We start from the raw sequence: 24,055 nt of genomic DNA on the forward strand, positions 1-24,055 counted from the left end.
TGCATTTTCGCACGCTCATGAATGCTGAGAACATAGATACGAGGCGCCGCCTCGTGCTCCGGGATATTTGGGGTCAAATGAAGCTTTGGGGTCAGTAAAAACTCTGCGGATCAATATCGACGGCGAGGCGCAGGTCCCCTTTGAGGCGGAATTGCCCCACCCATTGCGCCAAGGCCGCCTGCAATGGTGCAGATTTATCAGCCTTGACCAAAAGTCGAACACGATGGCGGCCGCGCACGCGGGCAATTGGCGCCGGGGCCGGTCCGTAGACCTGCGCCCCAATGGCGTGCAAAGCACCCGCGTTGCGGGCCAGCGCATTGCCAAGATCAAACACCTGCGCCACGTCACCACCTGATAGGATGATCCCGGCCATACGCCCAAAAGGCGGCACCACCGCATGACGGCGCTCATCGGCTTCAGCCCGCCAGAACCCGGTCTCATCTCCGGTCAAAATGGCACGGATCACCGGATGTTCCGGCTGAAACGTCTGCAGCAACGCCAAGCCAGCCCGCTCGGAGCGCCCGGCCCGCCCCGCAACCTGCCGCATCAACTGAAAAGTTCGCTCAGCGGCCCGAAGGTCGGAGCCCTGCAACCCGAGGTCCGCATCAATCACACCGACCAGCGTCAGCAGCGGAAAGTTGTGCCCTTTCGCCACCAACTGCGTGCCAATGATAATATCGGCCCCGCCATCGGCTATCGTCTGGATGCTTTCCTTGAGCGCGCGGGCTGATCCAAACAGATCCGAACTCAACACCGCCTGCCGCGCCTCCGGCCACAGCTCCTGCGCCTCTTCCGCCAAACGCTCCACGCCGGGGCCCACGGGCGCAAGCTTGCCCTCAACCTCACAAGACGGACAGGCCTCTGGCATGGGTTTGGTCTCACCACATTGGTGACACAGCAGGCGCCTAAGAAACCGGTGTTCCACCATCCGCGCATCGCAGTTGTCGCAGCCAATCTGATGGCCACAGGCACGGCAGATCGTGACCGGCGCATACCCACGCCGGTTGATGAACAACAGTGCCTGTTCGCCCTTGGCAATCCGCGCATCCACCGCCGCCTTCAAACTGGGGGAAATCCAGCGACTGGCGGGCAATTTCTCTGTGCGCATGTCAATCGCGCGCATCTCCGGCAGAACCGACGCGCCGTAGCGGCTGGTCAGCTCCAGTTTTTTGTATTTGCCCGCCTCCGCATTGGCCCAGCTTTCCAAACTGGGCGTAGCGGAGGCCAAGACCACCTGCGCCTCACAGAGGGCAGCCCGCAGCACCGCCATATCCCGCGCATTATACAGCACCCCGTCTTCCTGTTTGTAAGAGGTGTCATGCTCCTCATCGACAATGATCAGCCCCAAATCGCGATACGGCAAAAACAGCGCAGATCGCGCGCCAATCACCATCTGCACCCCACCTTCGCCCACCATTTTCCAGGTCCGCCGCCGCTCGGTCATGGTCACGCCGGAATGCCATTCCGCAGGCTTGGCGCCAAACCGCGCCTCCACACGGGTCAAAAACTCTGCTGTCAACGCGATTTCCGGCAACAAAACCAATGCTTGCCGGCCCTTGCGCAAACACTCCGCCACCGCCTCCAAGTAAACCTCGGTTTTGCCAGAGCCGGTCACGCCCCTCAGCAAGGTTGTGCCATAGGTCCCGCTCTGGACTCCCGCACGCAGCTCCGCCGCGCCCGCCTCCTGATCTGCCGACAATTCTTTGCCGCCATACTCCGGATCAAGCCGGGCAAACGGCGTGTCTCTCGGCGCGGCTTCCTCACGCACCACGCCCTGCTTCACCAAGCCCTTGATGACAGAGTTGGTCACGCCAGCCATTTCCGACAGCTCCCCCATCGTGAAGGCCAGATTGCCGTATTCCGATAGTGTCTCCAAAACCCGCCGCCTTGCGTCAGTCTGGCGATCCGGTTCACCTTCGCCGCGCCGGTAAATCTTGCGCATCGATGGTGGGTCAGACAACCCCGGCGCCCGCGTGGCCAGCCGCAGCATCGCATTCATTGGCGTGAGCGTGTAATCTGCGGCACGCTGTAAAAAGCCCCGCATGTCATCGCCCATCGGGGCCACGTCAAGCGCCCGATTGGCGGGCCTGATCTTGTTGATATCGTAGTCGCCCTTGCCCGGGCCCCAAACAACACCAAGCACCCGGCGCGGTCCCAGAGGCACCTCCACAAATGCCCCAAGCAAAACCCCGCCATCCGGTGCTTTGTAGTCCAACACCCGATCCAGCGGCTGCGTCGTCAGCACCGCAATCAACGAACCTTCAGGAAAGAACTGTGTTTCGCTCAATTGTCCCTCACGCAACGCTCATCCGCACGCCTTGTTAACGCTAACGGAAAATACGCCAGACCAACGCATTCCCACTTCCAGCAAGGCTCTCTATCGGGTAAAGGCAAGACAGCCGCAGCGCAATCCCGCAGTTGCAACCGCCGCCCTTTCAGACCTGCTTACGCAGGAGAGGAGATGACATGAAATTCTTCGTAGACACCGCCGACATCGACGCCATTGCTGAGCTGAATGCCACTGGCATGGTTGACGGCGTGACCACAAACCCGTCTTTGATTAAAAAATCTGGCCGAGACATTCTAGAAGTCACCAAAGAAATCTGCGACCTAGTTGATGGTCCGGTTTCCGCCGAAGTGACCGCCACCGACGCCGACGAGATGATCGCTGAAGGCCGCAAACTGGTCGAAATCGCCGAAAACATCGCCGTAAAAGTGCCGCTGACCTGGGCCGGCCTGAAAGCGTGTAAGACACTGACCGACGAAGGTCACAAGGTCAACGTGACCCTATGTTTCTCCGCCAACCAGGCGCTGCTGGCCGCCAAAGCCGGCGCAACCTTCATCTCGCCGTTCATTGGCCGTCTGGATGACATCAACATCGATGGCATGGACCTGATCGCAGACATTCGTCAGATCTATGACAACTATGGTTTTGAAACCGAAATCCTCGCGGCCTCCATCCGCACTGTGAACCACGCCACCCAATGTGCCCTGGTCGGTGCTGACGTGATGACCGCGCCTCCCGGCGTGATCAAATCCATGATCAACCATCCGCTGACCGACAAAGGTCTGGACGCCTTCCTGGCGGACATCAAATCGGCAGGCATCAAAATCCTGTAACGGTTGCCGACATCGTACCATTTGAGGCCCGGACACCGCTCCGGGCCTTTTTCGTGACCGCCATGTGATTGCCCCCCCGTTTACCCCCATGCTAGGGTTTCTCGTAAAATGAGGCTGAGCACCCGGAAATGAGCACCGCACTAGACAAATTCCAGCGTTTGGAAGGCATGGCACTGTGGCGCGCAACACCCGACGTCCAGCGTCGCGAAGTGATTGTGTCTCTGGGCGAAGCCACTCTTGTCATCAAAGACGCGCAGGACCGGGCGCTGACACATTGGTCCTTGCCTGCTGTGCGCCGCCTCAACCCTGGCCAACAACCGGCTGTGTTCTTTCCTGACGGAGATTCCGACGAAACTCTCGAGATCGACGCGGCCCACGACGACCTGGTAGAGGCCATCGAAAAGCTGCGCAAAGCCGTCGCGCGGCCCACCAACGCGTCCGGCCGCTTGCGCATGTCGGTTCTGGCGATTAGCGTTGCAACCGTGGCGAGCTTGGCGGTCTTTTGGCTGCCGGATGCACTGGCCAACCACGCATTGCGTGTTGTTCCCAATGTGGCCCGGCAATCCATCGGACAGGATATGCAACAGCTGGCCACGCGCTTGACCGGTCAACCGTGCAGTGCGCCACTCGCCGTCCCTGCCGTGGATGCCTTACAAAAGCGCCTGCAAGTACGCTCTATTTCCATATTGCCAAACGCCCTACGCGAAGCCGTGGCCTTACCGGGAAATGTTGTTTTGCTCGGGCGTGACACCATTGAGGACTATGAGGAGCCCGACGTGGCTGCGGGCTATATCGTTGCCGCACAGACAGCATCTCCTGACCCGCTGCGTGGAGTGCTGGAAACTGGCGGCATTCGCGCCAGCCTGCGCCTCCTGACATCAGGCACTCTTCCCGAAGATCTTCTTTTGAAGCATATCGAACGGTTGATCAGCACGCCGCCGACAGCGGCGGCTGACACCGACCTCATTGCAGCATTTGAAGAAAAGCGGGTGCGTCTGCAGCCATATGCCCTGGCGCGGGACCCATCGGGGGAAAGCACATTGCCACTGATAGAAGCGGCACCCTTCACCGAAGACCTGCCAGAACCGATCCTGATTGATCGCTATTGGGTGGCTTTACAAGGCATCTGCGGCAGCTGACACCGCCGCAGAAGTCTTCTCATCATTGGCGCACAAATGCGCCGCCAAATCCGGCACTCTGCGCCTTGTTCAGCGCGGCATTGGCACTGTCCGCGCTGGAAAACGGACCTGCCAGAACCATACGCTGAGTCACACCACCACGCTGGTATTTGCCAATCCGCACCGGCAATCCAAGACGTTTCACCTGCTTGGCTGCGGCCTGCGCGCTCGCCTGATCACCAAAGGTGCCCACCTGCACATAGGGTGTGCCCGCCAGACGCAGGGACTTGGATGCGGGCTCAGACTTGGTGGACACAGTTGTTGCAGCCACCGGTGTGGCGCTGGCCCGCGCAACTGTTTCGCTTTCCTCCGAGACTCCAACAAGCTGACGGGGCAAAGTGTTGGTCCAGATTTGTTCCATTTGCGCCTGACCGCCCAAGGTCATCTCGGCGCGGCGTTCATTCAAACGGCCGTCATCAAACGCTCGACGATAGCCCTCCGGCACAATTGCCAGAACATGAGAGTCGCGATTGGCCTCATACACGTGACGCGGCACAACCCGCACATCGGGGGCAACTTCACCGACGCGCACAACGGTGCCTGCCGGTGGAACACGCAATGAGCTGTTCTGATCAAAGCGCATCTGCGGTGGTTGAGCTGTCGGACGGCCGGTTCCAGGTGTAACTGGCGAAAGCGCCTGTGGACCGCAGCGGACAGCTGACCCCCTCCAAGACGTCACACCTTCCCGACATGGAGATACAACTCCCGCAGCGCGCGGCGCCTGTTTGGAGGTCCGGCGCACTGTTGTTGTGGTCGTTTGTGGGGCCACTGGCGCGGGTTGAACCACCGTTGGCGCCGCTGCGGTGGCAGCCGGAGCAACCGTGCGAGTCGTGGTCGTTTTAGCTGTTGTTGTCGTGGTTGGACGTGCCGCCGTTGGCGTGGTGTAAAGCGGCGCGCCTTTGGCCTGCTTTGGCACCTTCACCGTGCGAGTTGTGGTTTTCGCTGCGCTGGTTGCAGCACTGCTGGTGGTGCGTGCCGTTGTTGTCGTCGCAGCTGCCGGCGCAACAGCTTTTGGCGCCGCAGCCACAGCAGGCGCACCGGCCTCTGGCGCCGCCGGCTGGATCTGCACAACATTTTTGTCGAGCTTTGGCGCGGCGCTGGTTGTCGTCTGCGCCTTAGAGAAGGTCGGCTTGAAGCCACAGATCACCTTGCGCTCCCGCGTCACGCGCGGCACCCAAGTTGTGGCCCCATCAACACCGGCACGGATGTAGACACACCCGCGACTATCAACAAACTGCTTACCTTTGAAATCACGCGGCGGGAACTCCGCCGGAATTTCGTTTGAACTAATGGACTGCGCGGTCACAGCGCTTACGCCCAAGGAACTCACGATCACACCGATCGCAATAACTCTGGTCAGTTTCATTTTGCCCCCACAAGATGTAGGGGCACCTTAGCCGCTTTGTTTCCAACGAGTAAACCGTTGAAAACACGAAATTTGACCTATTGCGTGCCAAACATGCGGTCGCCCGCATCGCCCAATCCTGGCAAGATGTAGCCTTTTTCATTGAGCCGTTCATCCAGAGATGCGGTCACAATTGGCACATCCGGATGTGCTTCTTTCATGCGCGCCACACCCTCGGGGGCGGCCAATAGGCAGAGGAACCGAATGTTGGTCGCGCCCTGTTTCTTCAGCAAATCGATGGCCGCCGCAGAGCTATTGCCGGTTGCCAGCATCGGATCAACGGCAATCACCAGACGCTCATCCAACTCGCTTGGCGCCTTGTAGTAATACTGCACCGGCTCAAGCGTTTCCTCATCCCGATACAAGCCAACAAAGCCCACACGTGCAGATGGCACCAACTCCAGCATGCCGTCTAGCAGGCCGTTTCCCGCCCGCAAAATGGACACTAATGCCAGCTTGCGCCCCGCCAGGGTTGGCGCATCCATTTCCACCATCGGCGTTTGGATTTTCTTGGTGGTCATCGGCAGTTCACGAGTCACCTCATAGGCCAGAAGCTGGCTGATCTCACGCAGAAGACGGCGAAACTCCCCTGTTGACGTGGCCTGATCGCGCATGATGGTCAGCTTGTGCTGTACCAGCGGGTGATCCACTACTGTCAAATGATCCATCAGGCTTGCTCCAGTCTTTTAGCTACTTTGGCTTTGGTATCGGCATCACAGAAGGCTGCGTCAAGCGCCGTCTGGTTGAGCGCACGAAAATCGCTCTCGTCCCACCCAAAAGCTTTGGACAGCTCTTCGTACTCGCGCCGCATGGTGGTGTGGAAGAAGGGCGGATCATCCGTGCTGACCGTCACTTTCACCCCTGCATCCCGCAACTTCTGAATAGGATGGCTGGCAAAATCCGGGAACAAACCCAGCACCACATTTGAGCCCGGGCAAACTTCCAGCGTGATTTGACGCGCCACCAGTTCTTTCACCAGCTTAGGGTCCTCGATGCTTCGCACGCCATGGCCAATGCGCTCCACGTTCAGGTCTTTGATCGCATCCCAAACGCTTTCAGGACCGCCAAATTCCCCGGCGTGGGTGGTCAACTGCAATCCAGCCTCTTTGGCCTGATCAAACGCATAAGCAAATGTGCCCTGCGTGAACTGCCCTTCATCGCCGCCCATGCCAAAACCGGTCACAAAATCACCAGCAGTTTCAGCCGCACAATGCGCTGTGGTTTTGGATTTATCGGCTCCAAAGTGGCGCACCGCTGTCACAACACCGCGCAAAGTGATGCCGTGCTTGGCCTCTGCCGCAACCGCAGCTTCCTGAATTGCCGCGAGGTATTCCCGCCACGCGCCAACATCACCACCGCCACAGAAGTCCGGACTGATGAAGCTTTCGGTATACACCACGCCGTTCTTGGCGCTTTCTTCCAGGATCGCAGTGGTCAGCCGGGCAAACTCTTCCGGGCCCGTAAGTACGGACGTGGCATCCTCATAGGTGCTCAGGAAGTGCACAAAGTCCCGAAACGCATAACCCCCGTTCTCGTCAAAAATCTTACTCAGATCGACGTTCTTTTCATGCGCAAGCTGCTTGATAAACGCAGGCGGGGCCGCGCCCTCATGGTGCAGGTGCAGCTCGACTTTAGGCAGGTCAGCAACGCTCATAAGAAACTCCTTCCACGGGGAGGTGTGATCCCCAGATGTGTGGCCACCGTTGCGGCCACATCAACAAAATCCATAATCCCGACTTCTTTGGCGCCCACACCGGCGGCCAATACTGGCACGCGCTCTCGGGTGTGGTCGGTTCCGGTCCAGCTTGGGTCATTGCCGTGATCGGCTGTGAGGATCAAGAGATCATCCGCCTTCAGATTTTGAAGGACCTTTCCGATTTCCAAGTCAAACCACTCCAGCGCACGCGCATAGCCGGAAATGTCACGACGATGGCCATAAAGGCTGTCAAACTCCACAAAGTTTGCAAAGGTCAGGCTACCATTTTCGGCGGTGTCCACCAATCCCTGCAAATCCTGCATCAGCTTGGCATCCGCGCCCTTGGTGCAATCATCAATGCCCGCCATCGTGAAGATGTCGCCAATCTTGCCAACACCATGCACCTTGCTTCCAGAATTCTGCACCCAATTGGTCAACAGCGGTTCCGGCGGCGCAATGGCGTAGTCCCGGCGGTTGGTGGTGCGTGTGAACCCAGTCTCCGCATCGCCCACAAACGGACGCGCGATCACCCGGCCAATTTTCATCTCGTGCAATGTCGGCGCAAGATCCTGACACAGCGTCAAAAGCCGTTCGAGACCAAAGGTCTCTTCGTGCGCGGCGATCTGATAAACGCTGTCAGCAGAAGTATAGCAAATTGGCTTGCCGCTTTTGACATGCTCCGCACCATGATCGTTGATGATCACGGTGCCCGAGGCATGACAATCCCCTAGAATGCCGTCGACACCGGCCAGTTCGCACACCAATTTGGTCAAATCGGCTGGAAAGCATGGCTCCTCTTTGGGGAAATAGCACCAGTCCCAGGGCACAGGCAGGCCGGCCAACTCCCAGTGGCCGGATGGCGTATCTTTGCCCGGACTAACTTCCGTTGCCGCCCCCCAAACCCCTTGTGGCTCCGCATCCAAACCCAGCGTTGCGTCACCAGAGGCCAACCGACAGGCAGCGCCAAGGCCCAAGGCATCCAGGTTGGGCAGCTTCAACGGCCCGCTGCGCCCCTCTTCGGCCCTTCCCGCCGCGCAAGCCTGTGCTATATGCGCCAAGGTATTTGCCCCAGTGTCGGGGCGATCTTCATTGAAGAACTGCGCCGCATCTGGTGCACCACCAATGCCAACCGAGTCCATCACAACCAGAAATGCACGTGCCATCAACGGCTCCTTTCATGGATTAGCGGCGGCATATCCGGCATCTGATCGCCAATGTCCATGGCTGCAACAACTGCCGCCGCGGCAGCGTCCGCCTTGTCTTCGCGGCTTGCGTGCACGCGCAAAAGCGGATCACCGGCTTTGACCTCTGTACCCAGCCGCACCACGTCAGAAAAGCCAACCGCCATATCAATCACGTCACTCTCCACCATGCGCCCGCCGCCAAGACCCACAACAGCAAGGCCCAGCGCTTCGCCTTCAATAGCAGTCACAAAGCCGTCACGAGGTGCTTTGACTTCACGGATCACCGAAGCTTCTGGCAAGAACCGCCGCCACTCCTCAACAAATCGCATCGGTCCGCCATGTGCAGAAACCATCTTGCCAAAGCGCTCTGCCGCTTGCCCGTTGGCCAACACATCAACCATCTTGGCAACGCCCGCCTCAACATCCGCCGCCAATCCGGCATTGGCCAACAACACGCCACCAAGTGAAACACTCAACTCCGCCAAGGGACCACCTTTAGCGCCACAGAGCACCTCCATGCATTCCGCCACTTCCAGCGCATTGCCAAGTGACGGTGCCAAGGGTTGGCTCATGTCCGATATCAACGCGCTTGTTGGGCAACCCGCCAAATTGGCTGTGCTCACCAAAGAGTCCGCCAAAGCTTCGGCGTCCTCCAGCGTCTTCATAAATGCACCGCTGCCAACCTTTACGTCCAACACCAGTCCTTGCAGCCCCGCCGCCAACTTCTTGGACAGGATCGACGCGGTGATCAGATCCAGGCTTTCCACCGTCCCGGTCACATCCCGCACCGCGTAAAGCCGTTTGTCCGCAGGTGCGATCTCTGCGGTGGCACTGACAATAGACGCACCAGCCTCTCGCACCACCTTATCAAATTGCGTCTCATCCAACCCGGTCTGATAGCCCGGAATGGCCTCCAGCTTGTCCAACGTCCCGCCGGTGTGTCCCAACCCGCGACCAGACACCATCGGCACATAAGCCCCACAGGCCGCCAAAGCCGGTGCCAGCACCAAACTCACACAATCACCAACACCCCCAGTAGAGTGTTTGTCGAGCGCAGGTCCCGGCAAATCCCAAGACATCGTGTCGCCGCTGTCGCGCATCGCCAACGTCAACGCCACGCGCCCTTCCTCAGACAAGCCACGCACACATACGCCCATGGCGAATGCCCCGGCTTGCGCATCGCTCACCGTGCCATCCGCCAAGCCCCTGGCAAACCAGGCCAGCTCTTCACGGCTGGGGTCTTCGCCTTTGCGCAACTGCGCGATAATGGCCCGTGCATCCATGGGTTTCTCCTTTTGTATCAGTCGCGGTCTTGGTGGTCTGCGTCCATATGATCGGTGCCAAACGCCCCGGGTAGGAGCTCCGCCATCGTCATCGTCACGCGCACTCCGTCCAGATTGGCCAGTGTCACTTTCGTGTCCGATGCGCCAAACTCAGCCAGTTTTTGGCGGCATCCTCCACATGGGCTGACCGGCTGCTTACTGTCCGCGACAACAAACACTTCAGTTAACTTACTCTCACCCGCGGCCACCATCGCCGCTATCGCACCAGCCTCGGCACAAGTGCCCTCTGGGTAGGCAATGTTTTCTACATTGCAGCCAGCGTAAATTTCGCCGCCCTCAGACAGCACTGCCGCTCCCACTTTGAAATTCGAATACGGCGCATAGGCGTTTTCGCGCACGGCAAAAGCCGATTTTTCCAAGCTCATGTCTCTGTCACTTTCGTCTTAAACGCCCCCGGTAGCGTGACTTCGAGCAATTCGATGTCCGCGCTTGGATCGGCGTATCGGGTTTTCATTCCTGGCGGGATCACAAAGGCATCCCCGGCTTCCAAGGCATGCGGCTCCCGCCCTTCACCTTCCAAAACCATCGTGCCCTTCATCACAAAGGTAAAGTGTATTTCCGCATCATGGCACGCCCAATGCGGTGCACCTTCTCCGCAACGGATCACCTGCACCCCCGCCACATCTTTCGTGTTGGTTGCAATGGTTGTGTCTCGGGCTATGAAGCCCGGCAATCGAAAGCCGCCCCAAGCCGCGCCTTCTGCCAGATTATGCACAAATCGCTGCCCATCCCACTCGCGGTCTGGCCGCTCCTGTGGTGTTGGCAACTTCATTTCATGGTCAATTTCGGTCACATGATCCGCTGGCACCCCAATCTCGATCACTTGTAGATCATCACTGGCTTCGCAGACCCGATGGCGAATTTCCGGCGGCTGGATAAAGCAGTCCCCCGCGTTGAGACGGCGCATGCCACCTTGATCCTCATACAGCACGTCAACCCAACCGTTGACGCAGAAGATCAGCTGAAAGCCCACCTTATGGTAATGCACCATATCCGGCACCGGACCGCCATCGGGAATACGGATATGACTGGCAATCATCGCCCCGCCCAACCGGTCCGGCACCAGATCCCGATAATGCATGCCCGCCCGGCCAATCACCCATGGCGCCTGATCCGCCAATCGTCGCACCACAAAGGAATGCTGCACCTCCGGCAACACCAGCGGCGGATTTAGGTCTTCAATTTCGATCTTTGTGCCGTTTGGTGCCGTCAGTTCCCGCGCGCCTCCGGCAAACCCATCTGGATCATCCGTCAAAAGACGAATGCACCCCGGCGCCTCGCTTACACCTTTCTCAACACGCAACCGCAGGCCGTGTCCCGAAAACACCGCAACCGTCGGGTCATCCGCCGGATAAATCATATCCATCCGCATTTTGAGCACTTTGGTGTAAAAGGGGATGTCATCGCGCAGTTCCTGCGTTGGCAACCTTACTTCCGCTCTGATCTCTTCCATTCCCACTCCCCACTGTGACCTCACGGCAGAATTTACCGAGAATGTAACCAAATGGTCAAAAATTCAACGGTGAAATTTTAGGGCTTTTCATCAAGGCACATTTGCCCATTCCCACAGAAGAAAAATTAGTTTAATGCTGAACCAAATTTCAACCACCCCACAAACCGCCGCTGCGCCCCGCGCACTATGAGGTCCGCCATGTCCGACAACCGCAATCAATCCCTGCGCGACGCCGCCCTGTTTTACCACGCCAACCCAAAGCCTGGGAAACTGGAGATCCGCGCCACCAAGCCACTGGCCAATGGCCGCGACCTCTCACGCGCCTACTCCCCCGGCGTCGCAGAAGCCTGCCTCGAGATCAAAGACGATCCCGCCAACGCCGCGCTTTATACGGCCCGGCAAAACCTTGTAGCGGTGGTCTCAAACGGCTCTGCGGTCCTCGGCCTCGGCAATATCGGCGCACTGGCCTCCAAACCCGTGATGGAAGGCAAAGCGGTCCTGTTCAAGAAATTTGCCAATATCGACTGCTTTGACATCGAGCTGGACGAAGCGGACCCGGAGAAGTTGGCAGACATCGTCTGCGCCATGGGGCCAACCTTTGGCGCAATCAACCTCGAAGACATCAAAGCACCGGACTGCTTTGTGGTCGAAAAGCTCTGCCGCGAGCGCATGAACATCCCAGTGTTCCACGACGACCAGCACGGCACCGCCATTGTTGTGGGCGCAGCTGCCACCAACGCGCTTCAGGTCGCAGGCAAGAAATTCGAAGACATCAAAATTGTCTCCACCGGTGGCGGCGCGGCGGGCATCGCCTGCCTCAACATGCTGCTGAAGCTGGGCGTAAAACGCGAAAACGTCTGGCTCTGCGATATCCACGGGCTGGTCTATGAAGGTCGCGAAGACGACATGAACCCGCAGAAGGCGGAGTTTGCGCAGAAAACTGACCTGCGCACCCTCGAAGACGTGATCGACGGTGCTGACATGTTCCTAGGCCTTTCCGGCCCTGGAGTCCTTAAGCCTGAGCTGGTTGAGAAGATGACCGCGCAGCCGATCATTTTTGCGCTTGCCAACCCAACCCCGGAAATCATGCCCGAGCTGGCCCGCAAAGTGGCGCCTGACGCGATCATAGCCACCGGCCGCTCCGACTTCCCAAATCAGGTCAATAACGTCCTCTGCTTCCCTTTCATCTTCCGCGGCGCGCTGGATGTGGGCGCCACTGAAATCAACGACGAAATGTGTGTGGCTTGTGTAAACGGTATCGCTGAACTTGCCCGCGCCACCACTTCCGCCGAAGCGGCCGCCGCTTACAAGGGCGAACAGCTCACCTTTGGTGCGGAATACCTGATCCCCAAACCATTTGATCCCCGTTTGGTTGGCGTCGTCTCCGCCGCCGTGGCCAAGGCCGCCATGGACAGCGGCGTCGCCACCCGCCCGATCGACGACATCGACGCCTACGTGCACAAACTCAACCAATCGGTCTTCAAGTCCGCCTTGCTGATGCGCCCCGTGTTTGAAACGGCGCGCAAAGCCGCGCGCCGCATTGTGTTCTCCGAAGGTGAGGACGAACGCGTGCTGCGTGCCGCACAAGCGATCCTGGAAGAGACCACAGAAACCCCAATTCTGATTGGTCGCCCCGAAGTTATCGACGCCCGATGCGAACGCGCTGGCCTTTCCATTCGTCCAGGCCAGGACTTCCAAATCGTGAACCCGGAAAATGATCCGCGCTACTACGACTACTGGAACAGCTACCACGAGCTGATGGAGCGCGAAGGTGTCACGCCCGACCTTGCCAAGGCGATCATGCGCACCAACTCCACCGCAATTGGATCAATCATGGTGCACCGTGAAGAGGCTGACAGCCTGATCTGCGGCACCTTTGGCGAATACCGCTGGCATCTGAACTACATCACACAGGTTTTGGGCAACAAATCCCTGTCGCCCCACGGCGCGCTCTCGCTGATGATCCTCGAAGACGGCCCGCTGTTCATTGCTGACACCCAAGTGCATGAACTGCCAAGCCCCGAGGACATCGCCCGCATCACCATCGGCGCCGCGCGCCATGTGCGCCGCTTTGGCCTGGAACCCAACATCGCGCTTTGCTCGCAAAGCCAGTTTGGCAACCACCAACAAGGCTCCGGCAAGCGCTTGCGCGAAGCCATTGAGATTCTGGACAGCCGCCCACGCGACTTCACCTATGAAGGCGAAATGAACGTCGACACCGCGCTTGACCCCGATCTGCGCGCCCGCGTCTTCCCGCGCACCCGCTTAAACGGCGCCGCTAACGTGTTGGTTTTCGCCCATGCGGATGCCGCGTCAGGCGTGCGCAACATCCTGAAAATGCGGGCTGACGCGCTGGAGGTCGGCCCGATCCTGATGGGCATGGGCAACCGCGCCCATATCGTCAGCCCGTCGATCACTGCGCGCGGCCTGCTGAACATGGCCGCTATCGCCGGAACGCCGGTGACGCAATACGGCTAAGCCGCCATGACTAGCACACGAAAACGCGGCGGAGTGATTCCCGCCGCGTTTTGCATTTCTGAACTTCGCAACTTTGCAAAGACCTCCTCAGTTTCCAGCGAAGCCCAAGCAAACCCACCTCTTTGCAAAAATTTGCAGCGCCGCTCGGCAAAGACTTGCAAATTTTCCGCGATAATCTGCCACGCCCGCCTCCCCAAGACTTGCCGCCACGACAGCCCCTCCTCTATCCATTTGGGTAAGGATAGGAGGACACCCATGTCATATCAGGACGTCTACAACGGCTGGAAGAACGACCCCGAAGCATTCTGGATGCAAGCGGCAGACGCGATTGACTGGGATACCCCCCCCAGCAAAGCGCTCTTTGACAAAGGCGACCACATGTATGAGTGGTTCTCCGACGCCAAGGTCAACACCTGCTGGAACGCCGTGGACCGCCACGTGGAGGCAGGTCGCGGCGAGCAAACCGCCATTATTCACGACAGCCCCATCACCCACTCCAAACGCGAGATCTCTTATGTGGAGCTGCGCAACCGTGTCGCCTCCCTCGCAGGCGCTCTGCGCGCCAAAGGTGTGGAAAAAGGCGACCGCGTCATCATCTACATGCCGATGATCCCCGAAGCGCTCGAAGCCATGTTGGCTTGCGCTCGCCTTGGCGCGATCCACTCGGTGGTGTTTGGCGGCTTTGCCGCCAACGAGCTGGCCGTGCGCATCGACGACGCCAAACCAAAAGCCATCATCGCCGCCTCCTGTGGCCTCGAGCCAGGGCGCGTGGTGCACTACAAACCTCTGCTGGACGGCGCCATTGAGCTTGCCACTCACAAGCCGGATTTCTGCGTGATCTTCCAACGTGAACAAGAAGTGGCGCAGCTGATCGAAGGTCGCGATTTTAACTGGCACGGCTTCCAATACGGTGTGGAACCAGCCGAGTGTGTGCCTGTCGAAGGCAATCATCCCGCCTACATCCTCTATACCTCCGGCACCACCGGCCAACCTAAAGGTGTGGTGCGCCACACTGCCGGTCACTTGGTCGCTTTGAACTGGACGATGAAGAACGTCTTCAACGTCGATCCGGGCGACGTGTTCTGGGCTGCGTCCGATGTAGGCTGGGTTGTCGGCCACAGCTACATCACCTACGCGCCACTGATCCATGGCAACACCACCATTGTGTTTGAAGGCAAACCCGTGGGCACACCTGACGCTGGCACCTTCTGGCGGGTAATTTCCGAACATAAGGTCAAAACCTTCTTCACTGCCCCAACGGCTTTCCGCGCCGTGAAACGCGAAGACCCAAAAGGCGAATTTGTGAAGAAATACGACCTCTCCTGCATGGAACAGGTCTTCCTCGCCGGGGAACGTGCCGATCCGGACACCATCATCTGGGCGCAAGACCAGCTACAAAAACCAATCATCGACCACTGGTGGCAGACGGAGCTGGGCTACCCCGCGATCTGCAACCCCGTGGGCATTGAGCTTTTGCCAGTGAAACTCGGCAGCCCCTCCCTGCCCATGCCGGGCTACGACATGAAAGTGCTCGACGAGGGCGGCAACGAACTGCCCGCAGGTGAACTGGGCGCAATTGTCAGCAAGCTGCCTTTGCCACCGGGCACCCTGCCAACTCTGTGGAACGCAGAAGACCGCTTCAAAAAATCCTACCTGACCAACTTCCCCGGTTACTATGAAACCGGCGATGCGGGCATGATTGACGAAGACGGCTACGTCTACATCATGGCGCGCACCGATGACGTCATTAATGTCGCAGGCCACCGCCTCTCCACCGGCGGTATGGAAGAGGTGCTTGCGGGGCACCCGGATGTGGCCGAATGCGCGGTGATTGGCGTGGCCGATCAGCTCAAGGGCCAGATGCCGGTGGGTTTCCTCTGCCTGAACGCAGGGGCGGATCGCGACAACGCTGAGGTGGTGAAAGAAGTTGTGAAACTGGTGCGCGAAAAAATTGGCCCGGTGGCGGCCTTCAAACTGGCTGTTGTGGTCGATCGCCTGCCAAAAACCCGTTCCGGCAAAATCCTGCGCGGCACCATGGTCAGCATCGCTGATGGCACTGAGTGGAAAATGCCAGCGACCATTGATGATCCGGTCATTCTGGATGAAATCACCGTTGCCCTGCAAAGCATTGGCTACGCCAAATCGTAACACCGGAGCGGGGGCCAGCCCCCGCGCCCCCGGGATATTTGGGGCAAGAAGAAACCAGGACGGCGCGCCAAATCGAGGGCGCGCCTTTTTTGTTAGACAAACTGTTCGCGGATGAGACGTTCTTCCAACCCGTGGCCCGGATCAAACAGGATCCTGTGCGCGACACTCTCATCTGAGCGGATCTCAACAGCGGCCACATTTTCAAACGACCGGCTGTCCGCATGGGCCATCACCGGCCGCTTGTGACTTTCCAGCACTTCAAAAGACACCGTTGCCTGCTTTGGCAACAACGCCCCGCGCCATCGTCGTGGTCGAAATGGTGCAATTGCGGTAAGCGCCAGCACATCGGAACCGATTGGCAAGATCGGGCCATGTGCCGAATAATTATAGGCGGTGGAGCCCGCAGGCGTACTGATCAGCGCGCCGTCACACACCAGCTCCTCCATACGCAACCGGCCATCAATCTTTATGCGCAGCTTGGCCGCCTGTGGCCCTGCCCGCAGCAAAGACACTTCGTTGATCGCCAGCGCCTCATGCACGGAGTTGTCGACACAGGTCGCCCGCATCGCCAAGGGATTGAGCTTCTCCTCCTCCGCCGCAGCCAAACGCTCCGTTAAATCGCTTTCCGAATAGGTATTCATAAGGAACCCCACCGTGCCCCGATTCATACCGTAAACAGGTGCAGGCAGCGCCTGTGTGTCATGCAGCGTGTGCAGCATAAAGCCATCACCACCGAGTGCGACAATCACGTCTGCCTCTTCGGGCGCGACATTGCCATAGCGGCCAATCAATGCGGCCCGCGCGGTTTGCGCCACCGGCGCGTTGCTGGCCAAAAAGGCGATTCTTTCGGACATATCGGTCCCAGCTCCAGTCAAACACCAGCAGGTTTCCCCGCCCTGCCAAAGGTTTCCTATGGCGTCATATGTTTATCCCCTGCACCATCTTCGGCGGTCAGGCAAGGTTTTGCGTCGCTTTGAGACCTTTCAACACAACAACCTTTCCTTTAGGAACCGCATCAACGCGAACCCCCTGATCTGGAGCACATGCCCATGTCCACCACCCGTGATGCTGGCTTTTTCACCGAATCCCTCGCCTCCCGCGACCCGGAGCTGTTTGGCTCGATCACCAACGAGCTGGGTCGCCAGCGCGACGAGATCGAATTGATCGCCTCTGAGAACATTGTGTCCGCTGCCGTGATGGAAGCGCAGGGCACCGTGCTCACCAACAAATACGCCGAAGGCTACCCGGGCCGCCGCTACTACGGTGGTTGCCAACATGTGGACGTGGCCGAAAACCTCGCCATCGACCGCGCCAAAGAGCTGTTTGGCTGTGAGTTTGCCAACGTGCAGCCAAACTCCGGCTCCCAAGCCAACCAAGGTGTGTTTCAGGCGTTGATCCAGCCAGGTGACACCATCCTCGGCATGGACCTGGCCTCTGGCGGTCACCTGACCCACGGCGCACGTCCAAACCAATCCGGCAAATGGTTCAATGCCGTATCTTACGGTGTGCGCCGCGACGACAACCTGATCGACTACGATCAGGTCGAAGCGCAGGCCAAAAAGCACCAGCCTAAGATGATTATCGCCGGTGGTTCCGCCATCCCACGTCAGATCGACTTCGCCCGCTTCCGTGAGATTGCGGACATGGTTGGCGCCTACCTGCTGGTCGACATGGCGCATATCGCTGGTCTGGTTGCCGCTGGTGAGCACCCATCGCCATTCCCACACGCACACGTTGCCACCACTACCACGCACAAAACCCTGCGCGGCCCACGCGGCGGCATGATCCTGACCAACGACGCCGACATCGCCAAGAAGCTGAACTCGGCCATCTTCCCGGGCATTCAGGGCGGCCCGTTGATGCACGTCATCGCTGCCAAAGCTGTGGCCTTTGGCGAAGCGCTGCGCCCTGAATTCAAAGAGTACCAAAAACAAGTCCGCGCCAACGCTGTGGCCCTGGCGGACCAGCTGATCAAAGGTGGTTTGGACATCGTCACCGGCGGCACTGATACGCACGTGATGTTGGTGGATCTGCGCCCGAAAGCCGTGACCGGCAACATCGCTGACAAAGCCCTTGGCCGCGCGCACATCACCACCAACAAAAACGGCATCCCGTTTGACCCGGAAAAGCCGATGGTGACCTCCGGCCTGCGCTTGGGCACACCCGCGGGCACCACCCGTGGCTTTGGCGAAGAAGAGTTCCGCGCAATTGCCGACATGATTGTCGAAGTGGTCGACGGCCTGGCCGCCAACGGCGAAGAGGGCAATGCCGAGGTGGAAGCCTCTGTCCGCGCCAAAGTGGCCGATCTCTGCGCCCGCTTCCCGCTGTACCCAAACCTGTAAGAACAGCGGCTCCAACAGTAATACCGCCCGGCTCTCACGGCCGGGCGTTTTTATTTCCCCCACAGCTTTGGACGTGCACTCTCAGCAGCCTGATCCATCGCGCTTTTGCGCACAAACCGCTCTCGGCGATCCTCGCGCCAATGTGGCTGTAGTTTCGCTTCAGATACAGCCGTCGCATCCTTGTCACTCCAATGGTTTTGACGGGTGGCTACCTGAAAGCTATTTGAAAGAATTCCCAACATATTTGGTACTCCTTGTGTTGATCTGTTTCAAACATGGTGGACTCGCGCCTGAAAATCGACTCAATATGACATTCAATATGTAAGCTGGATTTACAGTATGGATTGGGCCACTCTGCCATCTCTCGCCGCCCTGCGGGCCTTTGAAGCCGCTGCGCGTCATCAAAACCTCAGCGCCGCGGCTCGAGAACTCAATGTCACCCATGCTGCTATTGCCCAACATGTCCGCAGCTTGGAGGCGGAGTTGTCCACGCCGCTTCTGTTTCGATCCGGCCGCGGCGTGGCCCTCACCGAAGAAGGTCGTCATCTGGCGCAACATCTCTCCGACGGTTTTGAGGTGATTTCCGAAGGTGTCTCTGCCCTTCAGCGTTCCAAAGAAGACCGCCCGCTCAGTGTCAGTGTCACGCCATCCTTTGCCGCCAACTGGCTGATGCCACGCATCGGCGGCTTCTGGCAGAAACACCCGGAGATCTCACTCAGCATCAACCCAAGTGTGAGCTTGATTGACCTGCGCCGCGATGGCTTTGACATGGCGATCCGGTTTGGCAATGGGCAATGGCCAGGGGTGTCGTCCGAATTGCTCACGTCGGGGGAGTTTTGGGTAGTTGCCTCCCCTAAGCTGCTCAAAACAAATTCGGAAATCAGCCTCACAGACGCTGGGACCTACCCGTGGCTGATGGATTTGCACATGTTGGAATGGCGCCAAGTGGTGGAAGACGCCGGACTTGACCTCAACACTGTGGAGATGACATCGCTGGAGACCAATGAGCTTGTGCTCTCTGCCACCGTGGCTGGCTTGGGGGTCTCTGTACACCCCCGATCCCTGGTAGAGAGGGAAGTTGCTTTTGGCACGCTTGTGCAGATCACCAGCCTGCCCCGCACCGACCTTGGCTATCATTTGGTTACGTTGCCGCGCCCGCTCAACGCCAAGGAACGGGCATTTCGCAAATGGCTGATGGCCGAGGCAAAAACCTAGCCCGACCAACATCAAAGGCAGCTGAGGACACGCCCCAACTGCCGTCTTCGTTTAGTCGCCTCCTCAGACGTTTGGCTTCGTATCCAACAACGCCTCTTCCAGCATTTTTTCGTCACGCACTTCCTCAATGCGGCGAATGCGATCATCACGCTGCTGATTGTCAAAACGGTACTTCACAACATTGATCAGGCTTATGGTGAGCAACACAATGCCCATACCCCAGTAGCCCTTGGTGGAGAGCGGCACATCCGTCGACATCCAAAGGGAAATACCGAGCAGAATATAGGCCAGCGCCACACCGGCCATGTTGAGCATTACGATGGTGGAATTGTCGTTACGGTCAGTCATGTTGATTTCTCCGAATTTTTTGAGTTTGAATATTGTCTTGCCGAAAGCGGCGGTTTTACTTGGGTTGGGTTTTCAGGCGGTTCATCACGGACGCAGCAGTTGCTTTGCTCGCATCCCCAAATCCTGCATCCGCCATGCGCCCCGCGATTTCGCCATGGTTCAGGCCACTGTCGATCTCGCGCAGAATTTCGCCCTGTTCAAACGGATCATCTTCGCCCATCACGCGGGAAATCAGTGCTTCAGCCTCTTCAAACGGGCTGTCCCCTCCCAAATGGCGGTTCACCTTGCGCTGAATGCCTTGTTCCTTACGCATGGCGCGCGCCGATACGGCCCCCTGCTTCAGATCAATGATACGGCGGTGCGCGGTTTCCACACTCTGGCGCAGCTGCATAATCCGCGCTTCCAGGCGCGCTTGAGTTTGCTGACGCCCCGCCAACTCGTTTTCCAGATCCGCAATCGCTTGCGCTGCTTGCTGCGCCAGATCTTCTCGACCCTCTGCAAGGGCCTGTTTGGCACGCGCTAGCAGATCCACAATGCGGCCTTCCAAAGTTTCTATCTGGCGCTGCTCACCGCGCTCCCTCTGGATCAAACCGGCCAAAGCCACCTTTGCCGCCTTCAGGTTTGCGCTCGCTTCGCGAATTTTTTGATCAATCAGCTCAATGGCATAGACGTCACGCACCTGTTCTTCGGCCCGGGCGTTTGCCCCCACAATCAAAGTTTTCAAAGTTCCGAACATCTGTCCCTCCATTTTTTTGAACATCGTTCACAAATAGGGTGATAGAATTTTCCTGAACATCGTTCAAGAAAATAATTGAACGATGTTCACTTTTCTTTGAAGCACCTGTTTTTACTTAACTTTCCAAGACTACTTTAGGCCCAAGCCGGGACAAAACTTGCGCAATCATGGTCCGAATGTGCACCGGTGGCACGCCAGAGATGCGATTCTCCAACCCCAAAAGCACGATTCCATGCACCGAGGAGAACATCGCACGAGTCATCAACCCGAGTTCCTCCTCGCCCATCTCCGAATAAAGCTCCGACAGCGGCGCGCGAATATTGGCAAACAGCGCCCCCAACGAGGACAGATACCACTCCGGCACCTCCCCGCCCTCAGTCATCTCCACATCAAACAACGCCCGCCACAGTTTCGGATGCGCGGCAGCAAACTCCAGATAGGCGTTGGACATGAGAATGAGTCGTTGGCGCGGGCTTTCCCTGCCGTCATAAGATGCCGCCACCGCCGCGCCGAGCTTCTTGAACGTGCGCCCGTTCACTTCAAGTACAAGATCGTGCAAATCGTCGAACACGTTGTAAATGGCCCCAACCGCACAGCCCGCGCCTTTGGCCAGTTCCCGCGCCTTCAGCGACGACAAGCCCCCTGTCGCAATCTGCGTTTCCGCCAATTCGATCAGTTTCACACGCAACGCCGCGCGCCGCTCTGCCACTTTGCCAGCCATAGTGCCCCACATATTGAACCGCGTTCAGGCATACGCGCCCTCAAAACAAATGCCAAGTCCGCCGGCCAATCCGCAAAATGTTCTTTCTTTGTTCAACGCACTCCCCTAGCGTGCACCCATGAGTTTTCGCATTTCAAACCGTGACGCCCGCCACCTCTGGCTCTCGCTGCAAGGCCTATCTGATACCCCCACCGGCCCCGCCGACCCACGCGCCATCATTAGAAAGCTGGGCTTTGTTCAGCTGGACAGCATTCAGGTCCTGTCACGCGCGCATCACCATATTCTTTGGTCGCGCAATCAAAACTACCGCGAGCCGATGTTGAACAAGCTCCTAGCCGAAGATCGCACGGTGTTTGAGCATTTCACCCACGACGCCAGCATTCTGCCCATCGAAACCTATCCCTACTGGCGCACGCAGTTTAAGCGCCGCAAATCCCGCATGGATCAAAAAGGCTGGTTCAAAACCGCCCTAACTCAAGTCAGCACCGAGGACATTAAGGCCCGCATCGCTGACGAAGGCGCCCTATCGACTGAGGCTTTTGACACCAAGATCGAAGGCCCCAAAGAAATGTGGTCTCGCCCACCCCACAAACAGGCGCTGGATTACCTATGGTACGCTGGCGAGCTGGCCACCTGCTATCGCCACAACTTCAAGAAATTCTACAACCTTCCAGAACGCGTCATCCCCGATGCCCTACGCGACGCACAGATTGACCACAGAGACCAAGTCAATTGGCTCTGCACTCAAGCCGTCGATCGCCTTGGCTTTGGCACCTCCGGCGACGTCAAACGCTTCTGGGAAGCTGTGGACACAGCGGAAGTGAAAGACTGGATGGCACACGCCGACCTGATCGACGTCGAGGTGCAAACCGCAAACCGCCAGTGGGTGCCCATGCAAGCCTCCGCCGACATTGCCCAGCGCTTGGACCAAATCACCGCTCCGACCTCCCGCCTGCGCATCCTCAATCCGTTTGACCCGGTGATCCGCGACCGCGACCGGCTCTCCCGCCTGTTTGGCTTTGACTACCGCATCGAAATTTTCGTCCCCGCCGCCAAACGGCAATGGGGCTACTACGTCTATCCTCTCTTAGAGGGAGACCGTTTCGTAGGACGTCTGGAAGCCAAGGCCAATCGCAAAAAAGGGGAGATCACCATCACCCAGCTTTGGGCAGAAACCGGCGTGCGTTGGACCGAAGCACGCGCCGCCAAACTGGACGCAGAACTCACCCGCATGGGGCGGTTCATAGGCGCGCCTGATATCGTCTGGGACTGCGACCGCGCGCCAAAAACCGCTTAAACAAGCCCCTGCCAACGCAACATAAGGATCACCAACACCACAACCACCAAGAGGTTGAACACCAGCGCCGCTGCCAGATTGAGCAATGCACCTTTGCGCCGATCCGCCACGTCAATGGCCTCCAGGTGCGCAACGATCTCATCAAACGCCTTGCCCACAGCCACAGCATCCACCTGCATCATCAGCTTTGGATGCGCGCCAAGACGCTGCGCCTCGACAAGCACCTCCGACTGCCGATGTAACCGCGCTGGCACTCGGCGCCCAATCTTCTTCATGGCTCGGCTCAAGGTCTTGGCGCGCACGCCAAATTTCTCCTTGGCCAGTTCCAAAAGCCGCGCCTCTTTGGCCTGAATGTCCTGCGTCGTCATCATCCGCGCACCCTAGACTGCGCTCGCACAACACTCAACTCTGGAACCCACCAGCCCAGCGCGGTATCACACCGCTATGTTGAACTTGATCGAACATGGCACCGCCACCGCAGAACCCGACCTCTTGATTGTGCATGGGCTGTTTGGCTCCGGCCGCAACTGGGGCGCCATTGCCAAACGGCTCTCCACCACCCGCCGCATTCTCTGCGTGGACCAACGCAACCACGGCCAAAGCCCTTGGTTTGATAGCCATTCTTACAAAGACATGGCCGCCGACCTTGCCGAAGTTATCACAGCGCAGGGCAAACCAATGGATGTGTTGGGCCATTCAATGGGCGGCAAAGCCGCCATGGTGCTTGCCCTCAGCCAACCGGACTTAGTCAACCGCCTGATTGTCGCGGACATCGCCCCAGTCGCCTACAGCCACGACCAGAATCAAAACATCCAGGCCATGCGCGCCGTAGACTTGTCCAAGGTCAGCAAACGCTCCGATGCGATGACGCAATTGGCCGAGCATCTGGATGACACCACGTTGCAAACCTTCTTCACCCAATCCCTGGACGTGAAAGAGCAGCGCTGGCGCCTCAATCTCGATGTTCTGGACCGAGAGATGCCCAAAATCCTGGACTTCCCACAGGTTGGCGGCGCCTATGGTGGCCCAACTCTTTTCCTGTCCGGCGCCACCTCAGACTACGTCACCCATGCGCAACGCCCGACAATCCGCGAGAAATTCCCTAAAGCCCGCTTTGCCAAAATCACAGGCGCCGGACATTGGCTTCACGCAGAAAAACCACGGGAGTTCATCGCATCAGTGCAAGCCTGGTTGGATTTGGATCAACGCGCGTAAAGCGCCTGCGCCACTTTCCAGCTGGCAGGGAACGCAATCACAAAGCCGATCAGCGCATAGACAAACAGCATCAAACCGCTGTTTACACCTGCCACCAGAGCGGCGATGACACCGACCCCAGCCAAAGTGGACCCAATAAAGATGTGCAGAATCATTGCCAGTCGCAGCATGACTGT

Annotated in this window: 23 protein-coding genes; 8 read left to right on the forward strand and 15 right to left on the reverse strand. The window is 58.4% G+C overall.

Annotation, left to right across the window (positions count from 1 at the left end):
* Positions 1-91: 91 nt before the first annotated feature.
* Positions 92-2,287, reverse strand: coding sequence for a primosomal protein N' (locus Q0955_RS17160; RefSeq protein WP_299426758.1), 2,196 nt, complete (start codon positions 2,285-2,287; stop codon positions 92-94).
* Positions 2,288-2,466: 179 nt separating this feature from the next.
* On the opposite strand from Q0955_RS17160, the gene fsa reads away from it, so the two are divergent.
* Both fsa and Q0955_RS17170 read left to right on the forward strand, forming a co-directional pair.
* A complete protein-coding gene (fsa, locus tag Q0955_RS17165; RefSeq protein ID WP_299426761.1) occupies positions 2,467-3,120 on the forward strand; it encodes a fructose-6-phosphate aldolase in 654 nt (217 codons plus the stop codon).
* Positions 3,121-3,248: 128 nt separating this feature from the next.
* Positions 3,249-4,259, forward strand: a complete 1,011-nt coding sequence (locus Q0955_RS17170; protein WP_299426764.1) for a hypothetical protein — start codon at positions 3,249-3,251, stop codon at positions 4,257-4,259.
* A gap of 22 nt (positions 4,260-4,281) precedes the next feature.
* On the opposite strand, the gene Q0955_RS17175 is transcribed toward Q0955_RS17170, so the two are convergent.
* The 7 genes from Q0955_RS17175 to Q0955_RS17205 form a co-directional block, all read right to left on the reverse strand.
* Positions 4,282-5,664 carry an SPOR domain-containing protein gene (locus Q0955_RS17175; RefSeq protein ID WP_299426767.1) on the reverse strand — a complete coding sequence of 461 codons (1,383 nt, stop codon included), beginning with the start codon at positions 5,662-5,664 and terminating at the stop codon, positions 4,282-4,284.
* Positions 5,665-5,741: 77 nt separating this feature from the next.
* Positions 5,742-6,374, reverse strand: coding sequence for a uracil phosphoribosyltransferase (gene upp, locus Q0955_RS17180; RefSeq protein WP_299427035.1), 633 nt, complete (start codon positions 6,372-6,374; stop codon positions 5,742-5,744).
* Positions 6,371-7,357 carry an adenosine deaminase gene (locus tag Q0955_RS17185; protein ID WP_299426769.1) on the reverse strand — a complete coding sequence of 329 codons (987 nt, stop codon included), beginning with the start codon at positions 7,355-7,357 and terminating at the stop codon, positions 6,371-6,373. Before Q0955_RS17185 ends, upp begins: the two co-directional genes overlap by 4 nt.
* Positions 7,354-8,562 (reverse strand): phosphopentomutase, encoded by a 1,209-nt coding sequence (locus Q0955_RS17190; protein WP_299426772.1) that lies wholly within the window; start codon positions 8,560-8,562, stop codon positions 7,354-7,356. The genes Q0955_RS17185 and Q0955_RS17190 overlap by 4 nt, the downstream gene beginning before the upstream one ends.
* Positions 8,562-9,866, reverse strand: coding sequence for a thymidine phosphorylase (locus Q0955_RS17195; RefSeq protein WP_299426775.1), 1,305 nt, complete (start codon positions 9,864-9,866; stop codon positions 8,562-8,564). The genes Q0955_RS17190 and Q0955_RS17195 overlap by 1 nt, the downstream gene beginning before the upstream one ends.
* Before the next feature lie 17 nt (positions 9,867-9,883).
* On the reverse strand, positions 9,884-10,291 hold the full coding sequence (locus Q0955_RS17200) for a cytidine deaminase (protein ID WP_299426778.1): 408 nt from the start codon (positions 10,289-10,291) through the stop codon (positions 9,884-9,886).
* Positions 10,288-11,379 (reverse strand): cupin domain-containing protein, encoded by a 1,092-nt coding sequence (locus tag Q0955_RS17205; protein WP_299426780.1) that lies wholly within the window; start codon positions 11,377-11,379, stop codon positions 10,288-10,290. The genes Q0955_RS17200 and Q0955_RS17205 overlap by 4 nt, the downstream gene beginning before the upstream one ends.
* Before the next feature lie 198 nt (positions 11,380-11,577).
* On the opposite strand from Q0955_RS17205, the gene Q0955_RS17210 reads away from it, so the two are divergent.
* Together Q0955_RS17210 and prpE are read left to right on the forward strand one after the other, a co-directional pair.
* A complete protein-coding gene (locus Q0955_RS17210; protein WP_299426783.1) occupies positions 11,578-13,857 on the forward strand; it encodes an NADP-dependent malic enzyme in 2,280 nt (759 codons plus the stop codon).
* A 255-nt stretch (positions 13,858-14,112) separates the two neighbouring features.
* On the forward strand, positions 14,113-16,005 hold the full coding sequence (gene prpE / locus Q0955_RS17215) for a propionate-CoA ligase PrpE (RefSeq protein WP_299426786.1): 1,893 nt from the start codon (positions 14,113-14,115) through the stop codon (positions 16,003-16,005).
* A 92-nt stretch (positions 16,006-16,097) separates the two neighbouring features.
* On the opposite strand, the gene Q0955_RS17220 is transcribed toward prpE, so the two are convergent.
* Positions 16,098-16,859, reverse strand: a complete 762-nt coding sequence (locus Q0955_RS17220; RefSeq protein ID WP_299426789.1) for an NAD kinase — start codon at positions 16,857-16,859, stop codon at positions 16,098-16,100.
* Positions 16,860-17,048: 189 nt separating this feature from the next.
* Here Q0955_RS17220 and glyA point away from each other — a divergent pair, with 189 nt between their 5' ends.
* Complete coding sequence (gene glyA, locus Q0955_RS17225) at positions 17,049-18,347, forward strand: serine hydroxymethyltransferase (RefSeq protein WP_299426792.1); 1,299 nt, start codon at positions 17,049-17,051, stop codon at positions 18,345-18,347.
* Positions 18,348-18,397: 50 nt separating this feature from the next.
* Here the strand turns inward: glyA and Q0955_RS17230 are convergent, their stop codons facing one another.
* A complete protein-coding gene (locus Q0955_RS17230) occupies positions 18,398-18,589 on the reverse strand; it encodes a hypothetical protein (protein ID WP_299426795.1) in 192 nt (63 codons plus the stop codon).
* A gap of 97 nt (positions 18,590-18,686) precedes the next feature.
* Between Q0955_RS17230 and Q0955_RS17235 the strand changes: the two genes are divergently transcribed.
* Complete coding sequence (locus Q0955_RS17235) at positions 18,687-19,562, forward strand: LysR family transcriptional regulator (RefSeq protein ID WP_299426798.1); 876 nt, start codon at positions 18,687-18,689, stop codon at positions 19,560-19,562.
* Between the two features lie 63 nt (positions 19,563-19,625).
* Here the strand turns inward: Q0955_RS17235 and Q0955_RS17240 are convergent, their stop codons facing one another.
* The 3 genes from Q0955_RS17240 to Q0955_RS17250 form a co-directional block, all read right to left on the reverse strand.
* The gene (locus tag Q0955_RS17240; RefSeq protein WP_299426801.1) at positions 19,626-19,910 is read right to left on the reverse strand and encodes a hypothetical protein; all 285 of its coding nucleotides are present in this window, start codon (positions 19,908-19,910) and stop codon (positions 19,626-19,628) included.
* 55 nt (positions 19,911-19,965) lie between these two features.
* Positions 19,966-20,646: a PspA/IM30 family protein gene (locus Q0955_RS17245; RefSeq protein WP_299426804.1), complete on the reverse strand. Its 681-nt coding sequence runs from the start codon at positions 20,644-20,646 to the stop codon at positions 19,966-19,968.
* Between the two features lie 115 nt (positions 20,647-20,761).
* Positions 20,762-21,367, reverse strand: a complete 606-nt coding sequence (locus Q0955_RS17250) for a TetR/AcrR family transcriptional regulator (protein ID WP_299426807.1) — start codon at positions 21,365-21,367, stop codon at positions 20,762-20,764.
* A 118-nt stretch (positions 21,368-21,485) separates the two neighbouring features.
* On the opposite strand from Q0955_RS17250, the gene Q0955_RS17255 reads away from it, so the two are divergent.
* Entirely contained in the window at positions 21,486-22,664 is a 1,179-nt protein-coding gene (locus Q0955_RS17255) for a crosslink repair DNA glycosylase YcaQ family protein (protein WP_299426810.1), read from the forward strand.
* Here Q0955_RS17255 and Q0955_RS17260 read toward each other — a convergent pair.
* The gene (locus tag Q0955_RS17260) at positions 22,661-23,035 is read right to left on the reverse strand and encodes a hypothetical protein (protein WP_299426813.1); all 375 of its coding nucleotides are present in this window, start codon (positions 23,033-23,035) and stop codon (positions 22,661-22,663) included. The two genes, Q0955_RS17255 and Q0955_RS17260, sit on opposite strands and share 4 nt — an antisense overlap.
* 73 nt (positions 23,036-23,108) lie before the next feature.
* Here Q0955_RS17260 and Q0955_RS17265 point away from each other — a divergent pair, with 73 nt between their 5' ends.
* Positions 23,109-23,879, forward strand: a complete 771-nt coding sequence (locus Q0955_RS17265; protein WP_299426816.1) for an alpha/beta fold hydrolase — start codon at positions 23,109-23,111, stop codon at positions 23,877-23,879.
* Here the strand turns inward: Q0955_RS17265 and Q0955_RS17270 are convergent.
* The gene (locus Q0955_RS17270; RefSeq protein WP_299426819.1) at positions 23,867-24,049 is read right to left on the reverse strand and encodes a CTP synthetase; all 183 of its coding nucleotides are present in this window, start codon (positions 24,047-24,049) and stop codon (positions 23,867-23,869) included. The genes Q0955_RS17265 and Q0955_RS17270 overlap by 13 nt on opposite strands.
* Positions 24,050-24,055 lie beyond the last annotated feature (6 nt).

Source organism: uncultured Shimia sp. (genome assembly GCF_947493595.1).
GTDB lineage: Bacteria > Pseudomonadota > Alphaproteobacteria > Rhodobacterales > Rhodobacteraceae > Shimia.